The following is an 18,652-nucleotide window of genomic DNA, read 5'->3' on the forward strand; positions in this document are numbered from 1 at the left end:
GTCGCGCGCGCCTAGCGCGCGGCCGTCACACCCAGCGTTTCCACCATCAATTCGATCTGGCAGGCCAGCATCGGCGCACCGTAATGGACCTTGCAGCCGCGCGCCCGCGCCGCGACGAGCAACGCGGTGTCCTTGGGCTGCATGATGACCTCGCAGACCAGTTGATCCGGCGTCAAGCGGCTGGCGTCCAGCGGCAGCGGATCGCCTTCCTTCATGCCCAACGACGTGCCGTTGACGACCAGGTCATGGCCGGACGGATCGGCATTGCCCACGGATATCTGCGCGTCCGGATGCAGCGACAGGATGCGGGCCTTGAGGTCCTCGGCCTTGGCCGGCGTGCGGTTGGCGATGGTCAGGCGCGACACGCCAGCCTGCACCAGTGCAAAGCCGATCGCGTTGGCCGCGCCGCCCGCGCCGGCCAGATAGACGCTCTTGCCTTCCGGTGCGACACCGCAGCTGCGCAGACCGCGGACAAAACCTTCGCCGTCCAGCATATGGGCCACCAGTCGCCCATCGGCCTCGCGCCGCAGCACGTTGGCCGCGCCGATCTTGCGCGCGACAGGCGTGGCTTCGTCGGCCAATTCCAGGACGGCCGTCTTGTGCGGCACCGTGACGATCACGCCCCCCAGATTCTCCAGACGACGCAGGCCCTCAACCACGGCAGCAAGGTTGTCCGGCCGCGCGTGAAACGGCACGCAGACCCCGTCATAGCCGATCTTGGCGAAATGCTCGTTCATGCGCTGCGGCGTCTTCACATGGTGAATGGGATCGGCCAGGATGCCGAACAGGCGCGTGTTGCCGCTGATTTCCTTCATGGGTGTCTCCGGATCAAAGCTTGATGAATTCCCGCGCGACGCCGGCAATGCCTTCGGCGTCGAGCTTGTAATGGGCGTACAGGGTGGTGGGCGGCGCAATGAGGCTGTATTCGTCATAAATGCCATGACGGCGCAGCCGGGTACCGGTGCCTGCGTCGGCCAGCACCTCCGCGACCGCCGATCCGAGGCCGCCCAGCACATTGTGCTCTTCGACCGTCATCATCAGCCGGGATTGGCCCGCAGCCTTCAGGATGGCGTCGCGGTCGAGCGGCTTGATCGTGGGCATGTCGATCACGCCTACCGACAGGCCCTCTTCACGCAACTGCCGGGCGGCGGCCAACGCGCCGTGCAGCGTGATGCCGCACGCGATCAACGTCAGGTCGCTACCAACATCGTGGACAATCGCTCGGCCAAACTCGAACGGCGTGCCGTCTTCATAGACCTGCGGATCGCGTCCGCGTCCGATACGGAAGTAGATGGGCTCGGGCCAGTCCGCGGACGCCTTGATGGCGGACGCAAGTTGCGGCCCGTCGGCAGGCGACACCACCGTCAGTCCCGCGAGCGCGCGCATGGTGGAGATGTCTTCGGTGGCGTGGTGGGAGGTTCCATAGAAGCCCAGGCTGATCCCGGTGTGATGGCCTATCAGGCGCACCGGCAGCCGGGTGTAGGCGACATCCATCCGGATCTGCTCGCAGCACAACAGGCCGAGGAACGAGGCAAAGGTGGCGACAAACGGCATCATGCCGGTCGTCGCAAGCCCGGCCGCAGCCGACACCATGTTCTGCTCGGAGATGCCGAACTGCACATAGCGATCGGGGTAGGCCTGGGCGAAACGGTTCAAGCCGTTCGAGTACTGCAGATCGGCCGACCCGGCCACGACCGGATGCCCCGCCTTCGCCAGATCGATCAGCGCGTCAGAGAGATAAGACAGCCCAGGGTTCACCGCATTGAGGGCTCGGTACTGCCAGGAATCGGGAGAGAGGACTTGTGCCTGTGCCATTCAGATCTCGCGGGAGAGGATTTCTTCGACAGCGCTTTGCGCGTCTTGAGGAGCCAGGTAGCCCAGGTGCCAGCCCGGTTCGGTTTCCATGTAGGACACGCCCTTGCCCTTGACGGTGCGGGCGATCACGCAGGCCGGCCGGGCACGCGAGTCGTCGTCCCGCAGACGGCGCAGCAACCCCGTCAGTTCGGCAAGATTGTGGCCGTCGACCTCGTGCACTTCCCAGCCGAATGCCTGCCATTTCTCCTTCAGCGATTCCACGCCCATGACGTCGTCGACCTTGCCGTCGAGCTGGTAGCCGTTGCGATCGACGATGGCGATCAGGCGGGACAAGCGATTGTGCGCCGCGAAGAGCGCTGCTTCCCAGACCTGCCCTTCCTGCATTTCGCCATCGCCCAGCATCACGAACACGTTGAAGTCGCGTCCGTTCATGCGCCCGCCCACCGCCATGCCCACGCCGTTGGACAGGGCGTGGCCGATGGAACCGGAGCTGAAGTCCACGCCGGGCACCTTGCTCATGTCGGGATGATCACCCAGGGGACTGCCCAGCCGCGTGTAGCCATCGAGCAGTTCACGGTCGATGAAGCCAAGATCGGCCAGCACCGGGAACAAGCCCACCGCGGCGTGGCCCTTGCCCATGAGGAAACGATCGCGATCCGGCCATTGCGGCTCGCCATGCCGCAGGCGCATCACATCGTAGTAAAGCGCCGCAAATATCTCGGCGCACGAGAACACGGAGCTGTAATGACCGACCTTGGCAATTTCAATGAGGCGGATCGTCTCAAGCCTGATATGGCGGGCCTTTTCCCGCAGCATCGCGATTTCCCCCGCGGTAGGGGTCCCCTGCTCCTTGCGCATCGCGCCTCCTCGTGTTGTATGGATATATGATATATAATATACCCATTGCGCTCGAATTGGCTACGCCGGGCTAGAATCGCTCCTGGGTTCGTCCCGCATCCCCTATACCGCAAGCCAGAAACGCCATGCCCAGCCTCAAACCGGTCAAAAAAGAGAACCTTTCCGTCAGGGTCTACAACGAAATCCGCAATGCCCTGATCAATGGGCAGTACGAACCTGGCGAGCGCCTGATCATTGGCGAACTGGCGCAGGAAATGGGCGTGTCCATCACGCCGGTTCGCGAAGCCATCTTCCGGCTCATCAGCGAGCAAGGCCTGGAGATGCAGGCGGCCACCGCGGTGTATGTTCCGTACGTCAACTCGGAAAAGCTGCGCGAGATCCAGCAGATCCGCTTTCACCTGGAAGGCATGGGCGCCGCCGAAGCCGCGCAGCACATCACGCGCAAGCAGCTCGACAACCTGATCGCGCTGCAGCGCGATTTCATCTCGTGCACCTCCACCGATCCCAAACGCGCCAGCTACCTGAACCGCAAGTTCCACTTCGCCATCCTGGAAGCCAGCAACAAGCCCATCCTGCGCAACACGGTTGAGTCGTTCTGGGTCATCACCGGCCCCATCCTCAAGGTGTTTCACGTCAAGACGGCGGGGCTGGATTACTCGCAGAACGAACATCGCCACGAGGCCGTGATCGAGGCCCTGGAGGCGCGCGATTCGGAAGCGGCGCGGGAAGCCATTCAGGCTGACCTGGTCTGGGGTGGAAAGATCATGATCGACTGGCTGGTCGAGCGGGAAAAAGAACTCGACTACCGCCCCCCCGGGGCCCGCAAATAGGAAGACGCCATGCTGAAGATTTTTGGAGCGCCCAGCCGCTACATCCAGGGATCGGGCGCCCTGGAAACGTTGGGACAATATGCGGCGCTGTTCGGAAGACGCGCCGCGCTCGTCATCGACAGCTATGTCCACGGCGTGCTGGGTCCAAGAATCGAGGCGTTGTGCGCCGGGCACGGCGTGACGCTTGTGCCGCTGATCGTGGAAGGCGATCTGACGCCCGAGGTCATTGACGGCTTGCGCGCGCAGGCCGCGCCCGCGGGCATCGACATGGTCATCGCGGTGGGGGGCGGCAAGTCGCTGGATGCGGGCAAGGCCGTTGCGAAGTCGTCCCACTGTCACCTGATCACCGTTCCCACGGTGGCGTCCAACGACGCGCCCACCAGCAAGAACTACGTGCTTTACGACGCGCATCACAATCTCCTTGCCGTCGAGCACATGCTGTTCAATCCCACCATCGTGCTGGTCGACACCGCGATCATCGCGACCGCGCCGGTGCATTTCTTTCGCGCCGGACTGGGCGATGCGATTTCCAAGAAGTTCGAAGCCGAGCAATGCCAGCGCAATGGCGGCAAGAACATGTATGACGCCGCGCCGCTGCTCACGGCCCAGCTCATCGCGGACGGCTGCCTGCGCACGCTGCTGGCAGACGGCGCTGACGCCGTTGCCGCGGCGGGAACCGGCCAGCCCACGCCCGCCTTCGAGCGCGTGGTGGAAGCGATGATCCTCATGAGCGGTCTCGGTTTCGAAAGCGGCGGCCTGTCCATTGCCCACGCCCTGACGCGCGGGTTGCCAAAGATCAACGGCATCGCGACGGCGCTGCATGGCCTGCAGGTCGCGGTGGGCCTGCTGGTGCAGCTGGACCTGGAAAACCGCGGCGATGGCATGTTGGCCGATCTGCAACAGTGGTACGCCCAGGTCGGCCTGCCGACCACGCTGCGCGAACTCGGCGCGCCGGACCAGCCGACCGACGCGGAATTGACGTTGGCCGCGGACCTCAGCCTGAAGGCCCGGCATGCCGCCAACTTCGATCGCACGCTGGATGTGAGCACGCTGGCTGAGGCCTTGCGGCGCCACGCCTGATCCGCCTTAACGCAAAAATGCGGGGCGGCGCTGACCGCCGACCCACCCCGCTTGCCCGGTCAGAACGCGACGTTGTCCTTTCCTTTCAATCCCAGCTTGGCCCGCGCCTCGTCCGGCGTCGCGACCTCGAGGTTCAAGGCTTCGAGGATGCCGCGGATGCGTTCGACCTGAACGCGGTTGGATTCGGCCAGCTGACCCGGCCCGATCCACAGCGAATCCTCCAGCCCCACCCGCACGTTCGAGCCCATGGCCGCGCCGATGGTCGCCAGCGGCATCTGGTTTCGTCCGGCGCCCAGGATCGACCACTCGTAGTCGTTGCCAAACAGGCGGTCCGCCGTGCGCTTCATGTGCATGAGGTCTTCCGGATGCGGACCGATGCCGCCCAGGATGCCGAACACGGACTGAATGAAGGGTGGCGACTTGACCAGACCACGGTCCACGAAATGGGCCAGGTTGTAGAGATGGCTGATGTCATAGCACTCGAATTCGAACCGCGTGCCGTTGGCATTGCCCAGCGTCAGGATGGATTCGATGTCCTGGTACGTGTTGCGAAAGATCAGCGAACGGCTGTTTTCCAGATGCTCGCGCTCCCAGTCGTGCTTGAACTCCGAGAAGCGGTCCAGCATGGGGAAAAGGCCGAAGTTCATGGAACCCATGTTCAACGACGCCAGCTCCGGCTGGAACGTGGTGGCGGGCCGCATGCGCTCTTCCACCGTCATGTGCGGGCTGCCGCCCGTGGTGATGTTGATGATGGCGTCGGTCTCGCGCTTGATGCGTTCCAGGAAGGGCTTGAACAGCGCCGGATCCTGCGAAGGCTTGCCGGTCTGGGGATCGCGCGCATGCAGGTGCAGCACTGCAGCGCCGGCCTTGGCGGCGCCAATGGCGGCCTCGGCGATCTCGTCGGCCGTGACCGGCAGATGCGGCGACATGCTGGGCGTGTGGATGGCGCCCGTCACGGCGCAGGTGATGACGACTTTCGATTTGGGCTTAGCCATTGTTGTCTCCGTTGCATTGTTTGTGACGCATGAGGCGCATCAGCTTTTCGTCACGCCAGAAGCGGCGTGCGGCAAGATCCTCTTCGGGCAGCAAGGCACGCCGCTCGTCGGACAGTGAGTCGACCAGTTCGCCCTCCCAGGCCACGCAATCGCCTTGTGTGGCGCCGATGGATTGGTACAGGCCGCCGTAACGCCGGCAGTAATCCGCGATGCCGCCCGGCGCATTCAGATCGATGGTTTCAAAGGGGCCCATGAAGGACCAGCGCAGGCCAAGTCCGTCCTTGACCGTGGTGTCGATATCTTCCGCGCTGGCGATGCCCTGACTTGCAAGACGGAAGGCCTCTTGCAGCAACGCGCCTTGCAGGCGGTTCAGAATGAAGCCTTCGATTTCGCGCCGCACAAGCACGGGCTTCTGGCCGATGCCCGTCATGATTTCGCGCGCGCCCGCCAACGCTTCAGGACTGGTCCAGGGCGCCGGACACAGTTCGACCACAGGGATCAGGTAAGGTGGATTGACGGGATGAGCGACGAGGCACCGGCGCCTGCCGGCAAGATGCTCGGTGAACTGGCTTGCCGGGATACTGGACGTGGAACTGCCGATGATGGCGTGCGGTTCGGCCAACGCATCCAGTTCGGAAAAGAGCGCACGCTTGATCTCCACTTTTTCCGGTGAGTTTTCCTGGACGTAGCTGGCGCCGGCCAGGGCTTCCTGCAGGCTGGAAGATACCTGCACGCGATCGACGATGGCATCGGCGTCGTCCAGCAAGCCCTGCGCTTGCAGCACGCGCAACTGCTGCAGGATCAGGGTACGCGCCTCGGCGAGCATGGCGGCATTGACGTCGTGAAGCCGCACTTCCCAGCCCATGCGCGCAAAGACAATGGCCCACCCCTGCCCGATCAATCCCGTTCCAATGATAGCGGCTCGCCGCACGGCGTTTTCCGTGTCCATCAGTAGAGCTTCTGCGTGAAGCCGTCCACCACGATGGCCTGCCCGGTGACGCTGCGGGCGGCCTCGCTGGCGTTGAACAGGACCATGTTGGCGATGTCGCGCGCGGTGACCATGCGGCCAAGCACGGCCTGGTTTTCGTACTGTGCCGCGATCTCTTGAACCGGCCGGCCCAGGGTGTCGGCCTTGGCGGCGATCACCGCGCGAATGCGGGGGCCTTCAACCGCGCCGGGCAAAATGGCGTTGACGCGGATGTTATGGGGACCCAGCTCGATGGCGAGCGACTTGGTGAAACCGATCACCGCCCACTTGGATGCCGAATACACCGACCGGCCGGCGAACCCGAGATGCCCCGCCGCCGACGACAGATTGATCATCACGCCAGCCTTCGATTCCTTGAGCAGCGCAATGGCCTGGCGCGCGCACAGGAACTGGCCCGTGATGTTGACGGCGAGGGTGCGGTCCCAGTCCGCCTTGGAAAGCGTTTCCACAAAGCCCGTGGGACCGGCGACGCCGGCGTTGTTGATCAGGATGTCCAGGCCGCCCAGCGTCTGGCGGACCGCCGCAAAGAGCTGCTCGACGCTGGCCTCGTCAGACACATCGGCATGCGCCACGTGCACGCCGGGCAATTCGGTGGGCAAGGCTGCCAGCCGCGCGTCATTGACGTCGCACACGAACACGGTGGCGCCGGCATGATGAAAGACCTTGGCCATTTCCAGACCCAGTCCATCGGCGCCGGCCGTGATAAGCACTTTCTTGCCGTTGAAATCGACTTCCTCGAACATGCTCCTGTCTCCTCGGATCGTTCTTATGAGCGCGAATCATCATATACGATATATGATAAAACCGGCTATGCTGTGATCCGCCCAGCGGCCCTCACCTCGTGCAAAAGGCGTGGTCCGCCAGGCGGAATCAAGTGGGTTTTTTTCTTGTATATCGGCCGCTTAGGCTTTATTCATGCGGTTTCAGGGAATTCCCTGATTCGGCATGCAGCGACCGCCACTAGAATCCAAGGCGAGGGTTTCACGCCCCGCCGGCACATATATCATATATATCAAAAGACGGACGGACCTCAGGATCCAGTCCGCATCCCATACCGACAAAGGAGCGTAGACAGTGTTCAAGTTCAACAAAATTGTTTTGGCGCTGGGTGTGTGCGGCGCGCTGGCAAGCGGCCCCGCAGCGGCCGACATGAAGGTAGGCGCCCTGTTCCCGTTCAGCGGCGCGCTTGCGCTGCTTGGACAGGAAAGCTATCGCGGACTGGAACTGGCCGTGAACGAGATCAACGCCGCGGGGGGAGTGAACGGCGAAAAGATCGAAATCATCAAGGCCGACGCCGTGGATCCCACGCAGGCCGTGTCGGAAACCAAGCGTCTGATCTCAGCCAACGTGGTCGGCGTCTTCGGCAGCTACGCGTCGGGCATTTCGTACGCCGCTTCGCCCGTGACCGAGCTGGCCGGCGTGCCTTACTTCGAGTTGGGCGCCACCGCGCACAAGATCACCACGCGCGGCTACAAGTACCTGTTCCGCAGCAATCCCAACACCGCGCTGTACGGCGTGTCGGTCGTGAACGCGCTGCACGAGACCATCGCGCCGGGCATGGGCCTGAACCCCAAGGACATCAAGATCGGCATCATCCACGAAGACGGCCCGTATGGGACCGACGTGGCGGCCACCGAAAAGAAGCGCGCGCAGGAACTTGGCTACAACGTCGTGGAGGTTCTGCCCTACTCGGCCAAGACCGTTGACCTGTCTTCGCTGATCTTGCGCCTTAAAGGCGCCAAGGCCGACGTGGTGCTGCAGACGGCCTACCAGAATGACGCCATCCTGTTCTTCAGCCAGGCACGCGCGGCGGGTTTCAAGCCCAAGGTCGTGATCGGCGCGGGCGGCGGCTATTCGCTTGCCGACACCGCCAAGGCCGTGGGCGCCGACATGAACGGCGTGTTCGACCTGGACTTCCCGCAAGCGTCCATCAATCCGGCCGGCGCGCCGGGGCTGGACAAGTTCCTGAAGGCCTACAAGGACACGTACAAGAGCGATCCGCAATCCGGCCACAGCCTGACCAACTACGTCGGCGCCAAGGCCTTCTTTGAAGCGATCGGCAACGCCAAGTCCACGGACAAGGACAAGATCCGCGCCGCGGTGCTGGCCTACAAGAAGCCCGCGGGCCAGACGGCCAATGGCTGGGGCTTCGACTTCGGCGAAGACGGACAGAACAACGCGTCCACCTTCTACGTGATGCAGTGGCAGGACGGCAAGCTCGTCACCATCGGTCCTGACAACCTCGCTCTCGGCAAGCCCATCTTCAAGAAATAAAGCGCGATGCCAGCGGCCGGACGCCGGGGGCTTGCAGCCCCGGTGCGCGTCCGGCATTACCCGGGGTTCGAGCGCCCCGTCCCTGGACGCTGCGGGACGGAGACGGGGCGCCTCCCGCACTTAGAGGTTGCACAATGGAATTATTCATTCAACTGGTCATCAATGGCCTGTTGCTGGGCGGCGCATACACGATCATCAGCCTGGGGCTGACACTCATCTTCGGCGTCGTGCGCGTCGTGAACTTCGCGCACGGCGAGTTCCTGATGATCGGCATGTACATGGTCTATCTGATCGCGGCGCAGTTCGGCATCCACCCCTACGCCGGCCTGATTCCTGTCGCCGTGATCCTGTTCGCGCTGGGCGCGCTGACGCAGAAGGGCATCATCCAGCCGTTGCTGCACGCCGACCAGCACATCCAGATCTTCGCCACGGTGGGGGTATCCACCATCCTGCTGAACCTGGCGCTCGTGATTTTCGGGGCCAACGTGTACCGCGCGCCGGTGGAGCTGGGCACCAACGCGATCGACGTCGGGCCGTTCTCGATGGTCACCGGCCAACTCGTCACCTTCGTCATCGGCCTGACCCTGGCCGTGCTGCTGCACCTGTTCATGCACCGCACCTATCTTGGCCGCGCGCTGCGCGCCGTGGCGCAGCATCGCTATGCCGCCACGCTGATGGGCGTGAACGTCAACAACGTGTACGCCATCGCCTTTGGCCTGGGCACCGCATTCGTGGGCATCGCCGCGGGTCTGCTCGCGCCGCAGTATCCGGTGTTCCCGACGGTGGGCACGTACTTCGTGCTGACCGCGTTCGTCATCGTGGTGCTGGGCGGCCTGGGCAGCCTGTACGGCGCGGTCGCCGGCTCCATGATCATCGGCATCGTCGACACGCTGGCGGGCTTCTACATCGCGCCCGACCTGAAGGAAGTCGTCTATTTCGGGATCTTCCTCTTGATCCTTGTCCTGAAGCCGAACGGTCTGTTCGGCATCGGCACAGAGTGACCAGAACAACAAGGAGCAAGACGTGTTTCCCGACTTTCGACATCCCAAAGCCTACGTCAGCCTCATTCTGCTGATCACGATGTTCCTCGTGCCCGTCGTCATGGGCACGCCCTTCTGGACCAACCTCTTTGTCCTGCTGTTCGTGTTTTCCGCGTTGTCGGTCGCCTGGAACATCGTGGGCGGCTATGCCGGCCAGTTGTCCCTTGGCCACGCGGTGTTTTATGGCATCGGCGGCTACACGGCCACCCTGCTGACGCAGAACTTCGGCATATCGCCGTGGATCGGCATGTTTGCGGGCGCGGCCATTTCCGCCGCCGTCGCCATCCTGATCAGCTATCCCACGCTGCGCCTGCGGGGTCCCTTCTTTGCGCTGGCGACCATCGCCATCCTGGAAGTGGTGCGCCTCCTGGTCATCCACGAGGAAAGCTGGACGGGCGGTTCCAGCGGCATCAGCCTGCCCTTGAACATCGGCTGGGCCTGGATCGTGTTCCGCGAGAAGATCAACTACGTCATCATCGCGTTCGGCCTGTTCGTGCTGGTGACCTGGGTCTCGTGGTACATCCGCAAGTCGCGCATCGGGCACTACCTGATCGCAATCCGCGAACGCGAGGATGCGGCGCTTGCGGTGGGCATCCACACCGTGCGCGTGAAGATCATCGCCGCCGTCGTGTCGGCCGTGCTGACCAGCATCATCGGCACTTTCCACATCACCTATCTGACCTTCGTCGACCCCAGCTCCGCGTTCTCGCTTGAGCTGTCCATCCAGGTGGCGATGTTTGCGCTGATCGGCGGACTGGGCACCGTGTCCGGCCCCATCGCGGGCACCTTCCTGGTGCTGCCCATCGCGGAACTGGCGCGCGGCTGGCTCAGCAGCGTGGGCAACGGCATGCACGGGTTGATCTACGGCCTGATCCTGGTGGCGGTGGTGCTGACGATTCCGCGCGGTCTGGCCGGCGCGTTCGGGCCCTTCATCGAGCGCATGCTGGCGCGCCTGCCGTACCTGGGCACGCCCCCGGCCAAGCGCAAGCTCGCCGACGAGATCCGCATCCGCAACGCCACGCGCAGCGAGCAGCCTGTGCTGAAGGCGGAGGGCCTGTTCAAGAGCTTTGGCGGCCTGCGCGCCACGAACGACGTGTCGCTGACGCTCAACCAGCACGAGATCCTGGGCATGATCGGTCCCAACGGCGCCGGCAAGACCACGGTGTTCAACCTGCTGTCGGGCTTTCTGTCGCCGGACAAGGGCAACATCACGATGCGCGACGAGCAAGGCAACTGGGTCAGCTGCAAGACGCCCGACGCCTTTGCGCACAAGGGTTTGGGCCGCACGTTCCAGATCGCCAAACCGTTCACGGGATTGACGGTGCTGGAGAACATCATGCTGGGCGCCTTCATTCACACGTCCGACCGCGACGAAGCCGAACAGATCGCGCTGAAGGTGGCCGAGCAGACCGACCTGGTGAAGTACTTGAACACCGAGGCGCGCAGCCTCACGGTGGGCGGCATGAAGCGGCTGGAGGTGGCGCGGGCGCTGGCGATCAAGCCGCGCATCCTGCTGCTGGATGAAGTGATGGCGGGCCTGAATCCCACGGACATCGAGAAATCGATCCAGATGATCCGGCGCATCCGCGATTCTGGCGTCTCGGTGCTGCTGATCGAACACATGATGCAGGCGACGATGGCGCTGTCCGACCGCATCATCGTCCTGAACGAAGGCGGCGTGCTGGTAAGCGGCGCCCCGAAGGACGTGGTCGAGAATCCGGCCGTCATCGAAGCCTATCTGGGCAAGGAGTATCAGGATGCTTAAGGTGTCGAATCTGACGTCGGGCTATGGCAAGAGCCAGGTGCTCAACGGCCTGAATTTCGAGGTGCACGCGGGCGAGATCGTCACGCTGATTGGCGCCAATGGCGCGGGCAAGACCACCACGCTCAAAACGCTGTGCGGGGTGATCGCCGCCACGCAGGGCAAGGTGGAATTCGAAGGCCAGGATCTGACCAATCTCCAGCCCTACGACATCGTGGATGCCGGGATCACGATGATTCCTGAAGGGCGCCAGCTCTTTCCGCACTTCACGGTGCGCGACAACCTGCTGATGGGCTCGTATAAGCGGGCGGCCCGCCCGATCGTCGAGCGCAAGCTCGAGGAAGTGCTGCGCATCTTCCCGCGCGTTAAGGAACGGCTTAGCCAGTACGCCGGATCGCTGTCGGGCGGCGAACAACAGATGGTCGCCATCGCGCGCGGCATGATGGCCGATCCGAAGCTGCTGGTGTTCGACGAGCCTTCGCTGGGCCTGTCGCCGCTGCTGGTGCAACAGATGTTCGACATCATCCGCGACGTCACCTCGCATGGCGTCACGGTGCTGCTGGTGGAGCAGAACGTGTTTCGCACGCTGCGCCTGGCCGATCGCGGCTACGTGCTTGAGAACGGCGCGATCGTGCGCACGGGCACCGGCGCTGAGCTGCTCAGCGATCCCCACGTCAAGAAGGCCTACCTGGGCCACTGAAATCCAAGGACCATCGTCTCATGTCACAACGCTGCACATTCATCGACCATGGCAAGGGCGGCGCGCCCGATTGCATGCGCGTCGCCGAACGCGACATGCAAGCGCCCACGGGTCGCCAGGTGCTGATCGAAGTCGCCTACGCGGGCGTGAACCGCCCCGACGTGTTGCAACGCTCCGGCTCCTATCCCCCGCCCCCGGGCGCTTCTCCGTATCTTGGCCTGGAAGTGTCCGGCACCATCGTCGCGACCGGGCCCGAGGCGCGTGACTGGAAGGTGGGCGACCAGGTCTGCGCACTGACGCCGGGCGGCGGCTATGCGCAGTTCTGCCTGGCCGACGAGCGGCACTGCCTGCCTGTGCCGCGCGGCATGGACCTGCTGACGGCCGCGGCCATTCCGGAGAACTATTTCACCGTCTGGACCAACGTGTTCGACCGAGCGCGCCTGGCGCAGGGCGAGAAATTCCTGGTGCACGGCGGCTCCAGCGGCATCGGCCTGACCGCCATCCAGCTCGCACGTGCGTTTGGCGCCGAAGTCTGGACCACCGTGGGCAACGCGCAAAAGGCGCAGGCGTGCATCAAGGCCGGGGCGCATCATGCCGTGCTGTATCGCGAGGCGGACTTCGAGTCCGCCGTGCGCGAGGGCACCGGCAACGCCGGCGTCGATGTGATCCTGGACATGGTGGGCGGCGCCTACATCAACAAGAATTTGCGGCTACTGGCGCTGAACGGCCGGCTGGTGCAGATCGCCTTCCTGGAAGGCAGCAAGGCCGAGATCGACGCCCTGCCCATCATGACAAAGCGCCTGCAGTTCACGGGATCCACGCTGCGCCCGCGCTCGGACGAGGACAAGGCCGACATCGCGCAGTCGCTGATACAGAAGGTGCTGCCGCTCATGGAGGCCGGACAGTGCCTGCCGCTGATCCACGAAGTCTTCCCGCTGGCCGAGGCCGCGCGCGCGCACGAACAGATGGAAAGCAGCAAGCACATCGGCAAGATCATGCTGCAGGTGAAGTCATGAGCGCACGCTTTGCGGACCAGACCGTCATCGTTACGGGCGCCGTGGGAGGCATCGGCTCGGCCATCGTCGAGGCGTTCCTGGCCGAGGGCGGGCGTGTCGGTCTTGTCGACTTCAACGCGCAGGCAGGCCAGGCTTACGAGAAAGAACTCAAGACGCGCGGCCACGACGTGTGCTTCGTGCCGGCCGACGTCGCGCATTTCGATCAGTGCCAGGCGGCCTACGATCGCATCACGCGCGATCTGGGCCCCGCGACCATCCTGGTCAACAACGTCGGCATCTCGCCCAAAACCAACGGCCGCGCGCTGAAGGTCTGGGAAATGCCGCCGGCAGAGTGGAACAACGTCGTCTCGGTGAACCTGAACAGCGTGTTCTACATGACGCATCTGGCCGCGCCGCACATGGTGCAGGCGCGGCAGGGGCGCGTCATCAACATGTCGTCGGTGGCGGGCAAGGCGTATTGCGATATCGTGGCGGCGCATTATGCGGCCACCAAGGCCGGTCTGATCGGGCTGACGCGCCACTGGGCGGCCGAGCTTGGCGAGCACCAGGTGACGGTGAATGCGCTGGCGCCGGGCCGCATCAGCACGCCCTTGCTGAAAAGCGTGCCGCAGGAAATCAACGACGCGGTGGCGTCCGTGACCGCGCTGCGGCGGCTGGGCACGCCCGAGGAAGTGGCGGACGCGTGCCTGTTCTTCGCGTCCGATCAGGCCCGCTTTGTGACCGGCCAGGTGCTGGACGTGGCCGGCGGCTGGCTCATGACCTAGCAAAAGGCCCGTTCGAATCGAACGGACCTTTTAGCGGGGCGCACCGGGTCAGGCCTGCACGCCCAACCGGTAGACCACGGTGTCCAGGCGGCTTACGCCCGCCGACTGGAACTTGGGTTCCTTGTCGAGGATGTCGCGGCGGTCGATGATGACCGCGGGCGAAACGCCAGCAAAGATGGCCTGCACCTCGCTGTCCACCACGGAAAACGGGGGACCGGCCATCTCTTCTTGGGGATAGTCCAGCGTGATGAGCAGGCCCCGGTAAGACGGCGACAGCTGACCGTAGACGTGCCGCACGTAGTCGGCACGCATGGCGTCCGGCAGCGCAACGAGCGCCGCGCGGTCATAGACGCCCACGCAATGCGACAGCACCTGGGCATCCAGCTTGAAAATGTCGCCGCAGACGATCTCGATGTTGCCGGCCACGTAATGGGTCCCGTAAACCGAATCGTGAATCACTGGCCGCAGCTCGTTCTCGGCAAAGAATTGCTCGACGGCAAGCTTGGACAATTCCGCGCCCAGCACCTGATGGCCTTGGGCGGCCAGCCACACCATGTCCAGCGACTTGCCGCAAAGCGGCACGAGCACCTTGCCGCCCTTGGGCACGTCCAGCGACGGCCAGTATTTCTGCAATAACGGCGTGACCCGCGTCTGATGAAAATGCGTGCGCCCTTCGCGCCACCGTTCCAGCCAGAATTCCGCGTCCATGACTTGTCTGCTCCTCCAAAGGATCCGTGTCGCACACGTTGCGCGCAGGACGATCGCTGGATTGTATTCCCGGGCCGGCACCAGCGCGCTTTTCCCGCGCGCCGCGCTTTTCGGTATCTTATGTCCCCTCGCGTTCACTTCTCCGAGCCCCATGCAACGCCGCACCCTGCTCCTGACCTTGGCCAGCCTGATCGCCGCACCGTTGCGCGCCCTGGCATCGCCCAGCCGAGATGCCATCATCCGCGGCGTGTTTTCGGCGCCGGCAGACGGTTTGCCCTACACCGCGCAGCATGCCGCGCTGATGCGCCTGTTGCGCGTGCAGTGGATGCCGGTCGAGTCCGGGGCGCCCGCCATCGATTTCGAGCAGCCCCTGCTGGGCGGAGACGATACGCTGGCCATCGTCCGCCGCACGCTCGATACCGCCGACGATGCCCTGGCGGTGCGCAGGATGGCCGAAGTCTGCCGGCTGGTGCCGCGCTATGTGCGCGCGATCGGCAACCTGTCGCCGGGCCGTTATGACGTGCCGGCCGAAATGCGGGAGGCCTTCGACTTTCCGGAAAGCGGCGTGGGCGCGGACGGCACGTTTGCGCTGCGCGATGCGCACCTGATGCTGCTGCGCGCCGCCGACTGGCGCGAGGCCGAGGGGCCGGCGTTACAGGCCGTGCTGCGCGAAGGCGATCGCTTCTGGCCCATGCCCTACATCGATGGCAAGCGGCCGTACGGCGGCGCGAGCTTCTATCAGATCGACATGGCGCGGTTGCTCAAAGAGCCTTATCCGCTGGATGCCAGGGGCCATGCGGTCACCGAACCCGCCAAGGACGCCCGCCTGGCACGGCTGCATGCCGAAACGCTTGCCGCGCTGCAGGTGTTCCTGCGCCATTCCACTGCCGCCAAGCCGAAGCGGCAGCGTTAGGCGCCCTTTGCGCGGTGCATGAAGCTGCGGATGTCGTCCAGGATCGGCACCGCGGCCAGCAGCATCAGCAACAGCGCCAGCGGCCAAGTTGATCCAAAACCGAAGTTGTAGAACGAATACGCGCCGGTCACGCCGCCCACGAAGAACAGGGTCACCATCAGGCTCAGGACGATGAGCTTGCCGCGGTCGGCCAGCACCCGCGGCATCGTCTGCGGATCGCCTTTGGCGACGTTCCAGTAAAACAGCTTGCCAAGCTCGATGCCGATATCGGTCACCATGCCCGTGACATGCGTCGTGCGGATCTCGGACCGCGACACCTTGGTGATCATCGCGTTTTGCAGACCCATGATGTAGCACAGCAGCATCACCGTGCCGGGCACGTAGAACCAGCGCAGCGTTTCGAGATTGGCGCCCAACAGGCCGAAGACGAGCAGCAGCACGGCTTCGAGCAGCAGCGGCAACGCATATTCGCTGGCCAGCCGGGACCTGCGGCCAAAGTTGATCAGGAAGGCCGAGCTGGCGGCCCCGGCCATGAACGACAAGAGCGCCGCCAGGCCTTGCAGCACCACGATCACCCCGCCGAGCGCCATGTGGTCGGCCATCATGGACACGATGCCGGACATGTGCGAGGTGTATTGCTGGACCGCCAGGAAACCGCCCGCGTTGACGGCGCCGGCGGTAAAGGTCAGCAGATAGGCGAGATGGCGGTTGGCTTGCGGGCTTCGGCTGACGGCGGTCAGCCGGCGCAGATACGGGATGGTCACGCCAGTCCTTTCAACAGAAGAGCGTATTCACTGCGATTCGGAAACCATTCTAGACGCGCCGGGGCGGGATCGATCAAGGCCTGGATACGGGATAGTAAACGCCGCCCAGCGCGCCGTTCAGACCGCAGTAAGGCCGGCCCGCAGCATCGGCCGCCCCCGCCGGCGGGATTTCCGACACCACAAGGCCGTACCCCTTGCGCGACAACGTCAGCGTCCAGCCCTCGGCATCGACGGTCTCGACGACCAGCACCTTGTTCTTGATGGCGCCCGTGCCCCGGACATCGCACACCCAACGGCCGTTTTCCGGATGCGCCGCGGAGCCGTCGAACGACAGGCTGCCATCGGGCTGCCGGTTGATCGAGACGCCGCCCGCGAGGTTCTCCCAGTCTCCCTCGAAGCCCTGCCGCCGCTTGAGCACCAGCGACGCAAGAAAGGCATCGCGGTACTTCAGCCGGTCGGCAAGTTCCTTTTGCGGCGGATCGTTGCCGGGCGGCGACGCAAACGCCTCGTCGCGCACCTGAACGAACCAGCGCTGGTCTTGCGTCAGCGCCTTGCCCGTCGCGGCATCGAAGGTCATCCTGGCCTTGCCGAAGTGTTTGGCAATGCTGGCATCCTGCCCGGCCAGTGCGTCATCGGCGCAGATCGCCTTTTCGACGTCGGTGCGCGCCTTGGCGCAATCGAAAGAAGGCGTGCCGGCCGCCCAGGCCGCCGCATTGCCCAGCAGCAGGCACAGCGCCGGCGCGGCCAGGCGACGATTCATAGCGAAAATTCCCGCAGGTTGGCGACCCGCTCGGCCAGGCCTTCCGCGCCCAGGTAGTGCCCCAGCGTGCCCGCGCGCACGCGTTTGAGGTCTTCCTGGTAGCGGCTGGCCATCGAATCGCGGACCTGGGCATATGCGTCGGCAAGCCCATCGCCGCACGCCTGCGCGATCAGACGCGCGGCCTCCGGGGATCCACAGGCGACGCAGCGCGCAACCCCCAGCGCATCGGCCACGGCGCCGTGCGCCAGCAGCGCGGCGACCAGCGCGACGGGCGGCTGCCGGTCGAACCGGTGCAGGGCCGTCGGGCTGACCGGCGCGCCCGCTTCCAACAGCGCCTGGGCAGCGGCGTACGCATGCTGCATCAGGGCCACATCCAGCGGTTGGGCGCTGCCGCGCAGCGGCGCATCGAAGCGCATGCCCTGCGCCGACAGGCGACGCACGAGCCCGGCGTCATCGTGCGACAGCGCGTGCTGCAAGGCCAGCGTGGCAAGACTGGGGGTGTCGGCCAGCGTGCCGGCCTCAAGCGGGCCGCGCCAGTCCACCAGCGCCCGCCGGTGGAAGGCGGCCACGCGGTCGGCAAGCGCCTGCGGCATCCCATGGTCCGACACGCGCTCATCCAGATACTCCAGCACGCGCAGGCCGGTGCTGTTCTCGTCTTCGCCGGGGTCGGTTTCCAGGCGGAGCGCGGCAAAGGCCGCGTGCAGGTCCGGGGCGATCGTGGCGATGCCGTCCTGCTGCAAGGCGTGCGTCCAGCCCGGCAGGCCCTGCTTCCACGCGACCACACTGCCGGCCTGCGGCCCTGGCTCCACGGCGACGTAGATGCGGTCGCAGTATTCGAAGCCGCCAATCGGCAGATAGCGCAACTTCGCGTTCCAGATGGCGCCGTCCTCGGCGGCGGCGTCCTGGGCGCACTCCTGTTCGTGCTCGATCCAGCCTTGCAGGTCACGATAGTGATCGCTGCCGTCATAGAAGAGTTCGGACCAGCTCAGGGCCTCTTCATTGCCATCCATCTGGGCGCGCAGGTCGTACGCCAGTTCGCCCCCGGCGGTGAGCCGCCACAGGTCGAGCAGCGCGGGCGGGAGCGGCCCTTCGCACAGGGCCTGGATCTCGGCGATACGGGCGTCGGGCAATGGCGGCTGCACATCGATCAGCAGGCGGTCCGCGAACACAGCGATGCCGTGCTCGCGCAAGGCCTGCAGTTCGGCCGACGTGAAAAACTCGCTCATGGTGATGCTTCGAGGAAAAAGGGACTGGTCCGATTCTACTAGCGAGCGGTGAATATCGCCGGGCCAAGATGGCCGACCGCCGTTGATTTACGGCGTTTGTCCTGGGCCTTCTCCATGAGTCTGCACGGCACCCATCCGGCGCGGACCGGCGGCCGGGCG

At 64.7% G+C, this 18,652-nt stretch carries 18 protein-coding genes and 1 pseudogene; 9 read left to right on the forward strand and 10 right to left on the reverse strand.

Features of this window, described 5'->3' with window-relative positions; all coding sequences use genetic code 11:
- Positions 1-11: 11 nt before the first annotated feature.
- The 3 genes from HV786_RS16490 to HV786_RS16500 are packed head-to-tail and all read right to left on the reverse strand — an operon-like array spanning position 12 to position 2,673.
- Complete coding sequence (locus HV786_RS16490) at positions 12-815, reverse strand: shikimate dehydrogenase family protein (RefSeq protein ID WP_128827390.1); 804 nt, start codon at positions 813-815, stop codon at positions 12-14.
- Positions 816-828: 13 nt separating this feature from the next.
- Positions 829-1,815: a transketolase family protein gene (locus HV786_RS16495; protein WP_128827389.1), complete on the reverse strand. Its 987-nt coding sequence runs from the start codon at positions 1,813-1,815 to the stop codon at positions 829-831.
- Positions 1,816-2,673, reverse strand: coding sequence for a transketolase (locus HV786_RS16500; RefSeq protein ID WP_420809644.1), 858 nt, complete (start codon positions 2,671-2,673; stop codon positions 1,816-1,818).
- A 125-nt stretch (positions 2,674-2,798) separates the two neighbouring features.
- Between HV786_RS16500 and HV786_RS16505 the strand changes: the two genes are divergently transcribed.
- Positions 2,799-3,503: a GntR family transcriptional regulator gene (locus HV786_RS16505; protein ID WP_063953167.1), complete on the forward strand. Its 705-nt coding sequence runs from the start codon at positions 2,799-2,801 to the stop codon at positions 3,501-3,503.
- Positions 3,504-3,512: 9 nt separating this feature from the next.
- Positions 3,513-4,583, forward strand: a complete 1,071-nt coding sequence (locus tag HV786_RS16510) for a glycerol dehydrogenase (protein ID WP_128827387.1) — start codon at positions 3,513-3,515, stop codon at positions 4,581-4,583.
- A gap of 59 nt (positions 4,584-4,642) precedes the next feature.
- Here HV786_RS16510 and kce read toward each other — a convergent pair whose 3' ends face one another.
- From kce to HV786_RS16525, 3 genes are read right to left on the reverse strand one after another with little or no spacing between them, the layout of a single operon-like run.
- Positions 4,643-5,578 (reverse strand): 3,5-dioxohexanoate:acetyl-CoA acetone transferase, encoded by a 936-nt coding sequence (kce, locus tag HV786_RS16515; protein WP_056326915.1) that lies wholly within the window; start codon positions 5,576-5,578, stop codon positions 4,643-4,645.
- Positions 5,571-6,527: a 3-hydroxyacyl-CoA dehydrogenase gene (locus tag HV786_RS16520; RefSeq protein ID WP_128827386.1), complete on the reverse strand. Its 957-nt coding sequence runs from the start codon at positions 6,525-6,527 to the stop codon at positions 5,571-5,573. Before HV786_RS16520 ends, kce begins: the two co-directional genes overlap by 8 nt.
- On the reverse strand, positions 6,527-7,309 hold the full coding sequence (locus HV786_RS16525; protein ID WP_128827385.1) for an SDR family oxidoreductase: 783 nt from the start codon (positions 7,307-7,309) through the stop codon (positions 6,527-6,529). Before HV786_RS16525 ends, HV786_RS16520 begins: the two co-directional genes overlap by 1 nt.
- A gap of 331 nt (positions 7,310-7,640) precedes the next feature.
- Between HV786_RS16525 and HV786_RS16530 the strand changes: the two genes are divergently transcribed.
- From HV786_RS16530 to HV786_RS16555, 6 genes are all read left to right on the forward strand, one after another.
- Positions 7,641-8,840 carry an ABC transporter substrate-binding protein gene (locus tag HV786_RS16530; protein ID WP_175211293.1) on the forward strand — a complete coding sequence of 400 codons (1,200 nt, stop codon included), beginning with the start codon at positions 7,641-7,643 and terminating at the stop codon, positions 8,838-8,840.
- A 134-nt stretch (positions 8,841-8,974) separates the two neighbouring features.
- A complete protein-coding gene (locus tag HV786_RS16535; protein WP_056326907.1) occupies positions 8,975-9,841 on the forward strand; it encodes a branched-chain amino acid ABC transporter permease in 867 nt (288 codons plus the stop codon).
- Positions 9,842-9,863: 22 nt separating this feature from the next.
- On the forward strand, positions 9,864-11,645 hold the full coding sequence (locus HV786_RS16540; RefSeq protein WP_128827384.1) for a branched-chain amino acid ABC transporter ATP-binding protein/permease: 1,782 nt from the start codon (positions 9,864-9,866) through the stop codon (positions 11,643-11,645).
- Positions 11,638-12,342 carry an ABC transporter ATP-binding protein gene (locus HV786_RS16545; protein ID WP_062841762.1) on the forward strand — a complete coding sequence of 235 codons (705 nt, stop codon included), beginning with the start codon at positions 11,638-11,640 and terminating at the stop codon, positions 12,340-12,342. The genes HV786_RS16540 and HV786_RS16545 overlap by 8 nt, the downstream gene beginning before the upstream one ends.
- A gap of 20 nt (positions 12,343-12,362) precedes the next feature.
- Positions 12,363-13,358, forward strand: a complete 996-nt coding sequence (locus HV786_RS16550) for an NAD(P)H-quinone oxidoreductase (RefSeq protein WP_128827383.1) — start codon at positions 12,363-12,365, stop codon at positions 13,356-13,358.
- Entirely contained in the window at positions 13,355-14,122 is a 768-nt protein-coding gene (locus HV786_RS16555; RefSeq protein WP_128827382.1) for an SDR family oxidoreductase, read from the forward strand. The genes HV786_RS16550 and HV786_RS16555 overlap by 4 nt, the downstream gene beginning before the upstream one ends.
- A gap of 48 nt (positions 14,123-14,170) precedes the next feature.
- On the opposite strand, the gene HV786_RS16560 is transcribed toward HV786_RS16555, so the two are convergent.
- Positions 14,171-14,830, reverse strand: coding sequence for a thiopurine S-methyltransferase (locus HV786_RS16560; RefSeq protein ID WP_128827381.1), 660 nt, complete (start codon positions 14,828-14,830; stop codon positions 14,171-14,173).
- A 151-nt stretch (positions 14,831-14,981) separates the two neighbouring features.
- On the opposite strand from HV786_RS16560, the gene HV786_RS16565 reads away from it, so the two are divergent.
- On the forward strand, positions 14,982-15,743 hold the full coding sequence (locus HV786_RS16565; RefSeq protein WP_128827380.1) for a hypothetical protein: 762 nt from the start codon (positions 14,982-14,984) through the stop codon (positions 15,741-15,743).
- An 11-nt stretch (positions 15,744-15,754) separates the two neighbouring features.
- Here the strand turns inward: HV786_RS16565 and HV786_RS16570 are convergent.
- The 3 genes and pseudogenes from HV786_RS16570 to HV786_RS16580 form a co-directional block, all read right to left on the reverse strand.
- Positions 15,755-16,507: pseudogene (locus HV786_RS16570) on the reverse strand (YoaK family protein); the annotation flags it as partial.
- Positions 16,508-16,580: 73 nt separating this feature from the next.
- A complete protein-coding gene (locus tag HV786_RS16575; protein WP_128827379.1) occupies positions 16,581-17,267 on the reverse strand; it encodes a lysozyme inhibitor LprI family protein in 687 nt (228 codons plus the stop codon).
- Positions 17,264-18,493 (reverse strand): SMI1/KNR4 family protein, encoded by a 1,230-nt coding sequence (locus tag HV786_RS16580; protein ID WP_175211295.1) that lies wholly within the window; start codon positions 18,491-18,493, stop codon positions 17,264-17,266. The genes HV786_RS16575 and HV786_RS16580 overlap by 4 nt, the downstream gene beginning before the upstream one ends.
- Between the last annotated feature and the right edge of the window lie 159 nt (positions 18,494-18,652).

Origin of the sequence: Achromobacter mucicolens, assembly GCF_902859725.1 — a bacterium.
Classification (GTDB): Bacteria; Pseudomonadota; Gammaproteobacteria; order Burkholderiales; family Burkholderiaceae_B; genus Achromobacter; species Achromobacter mucicolens.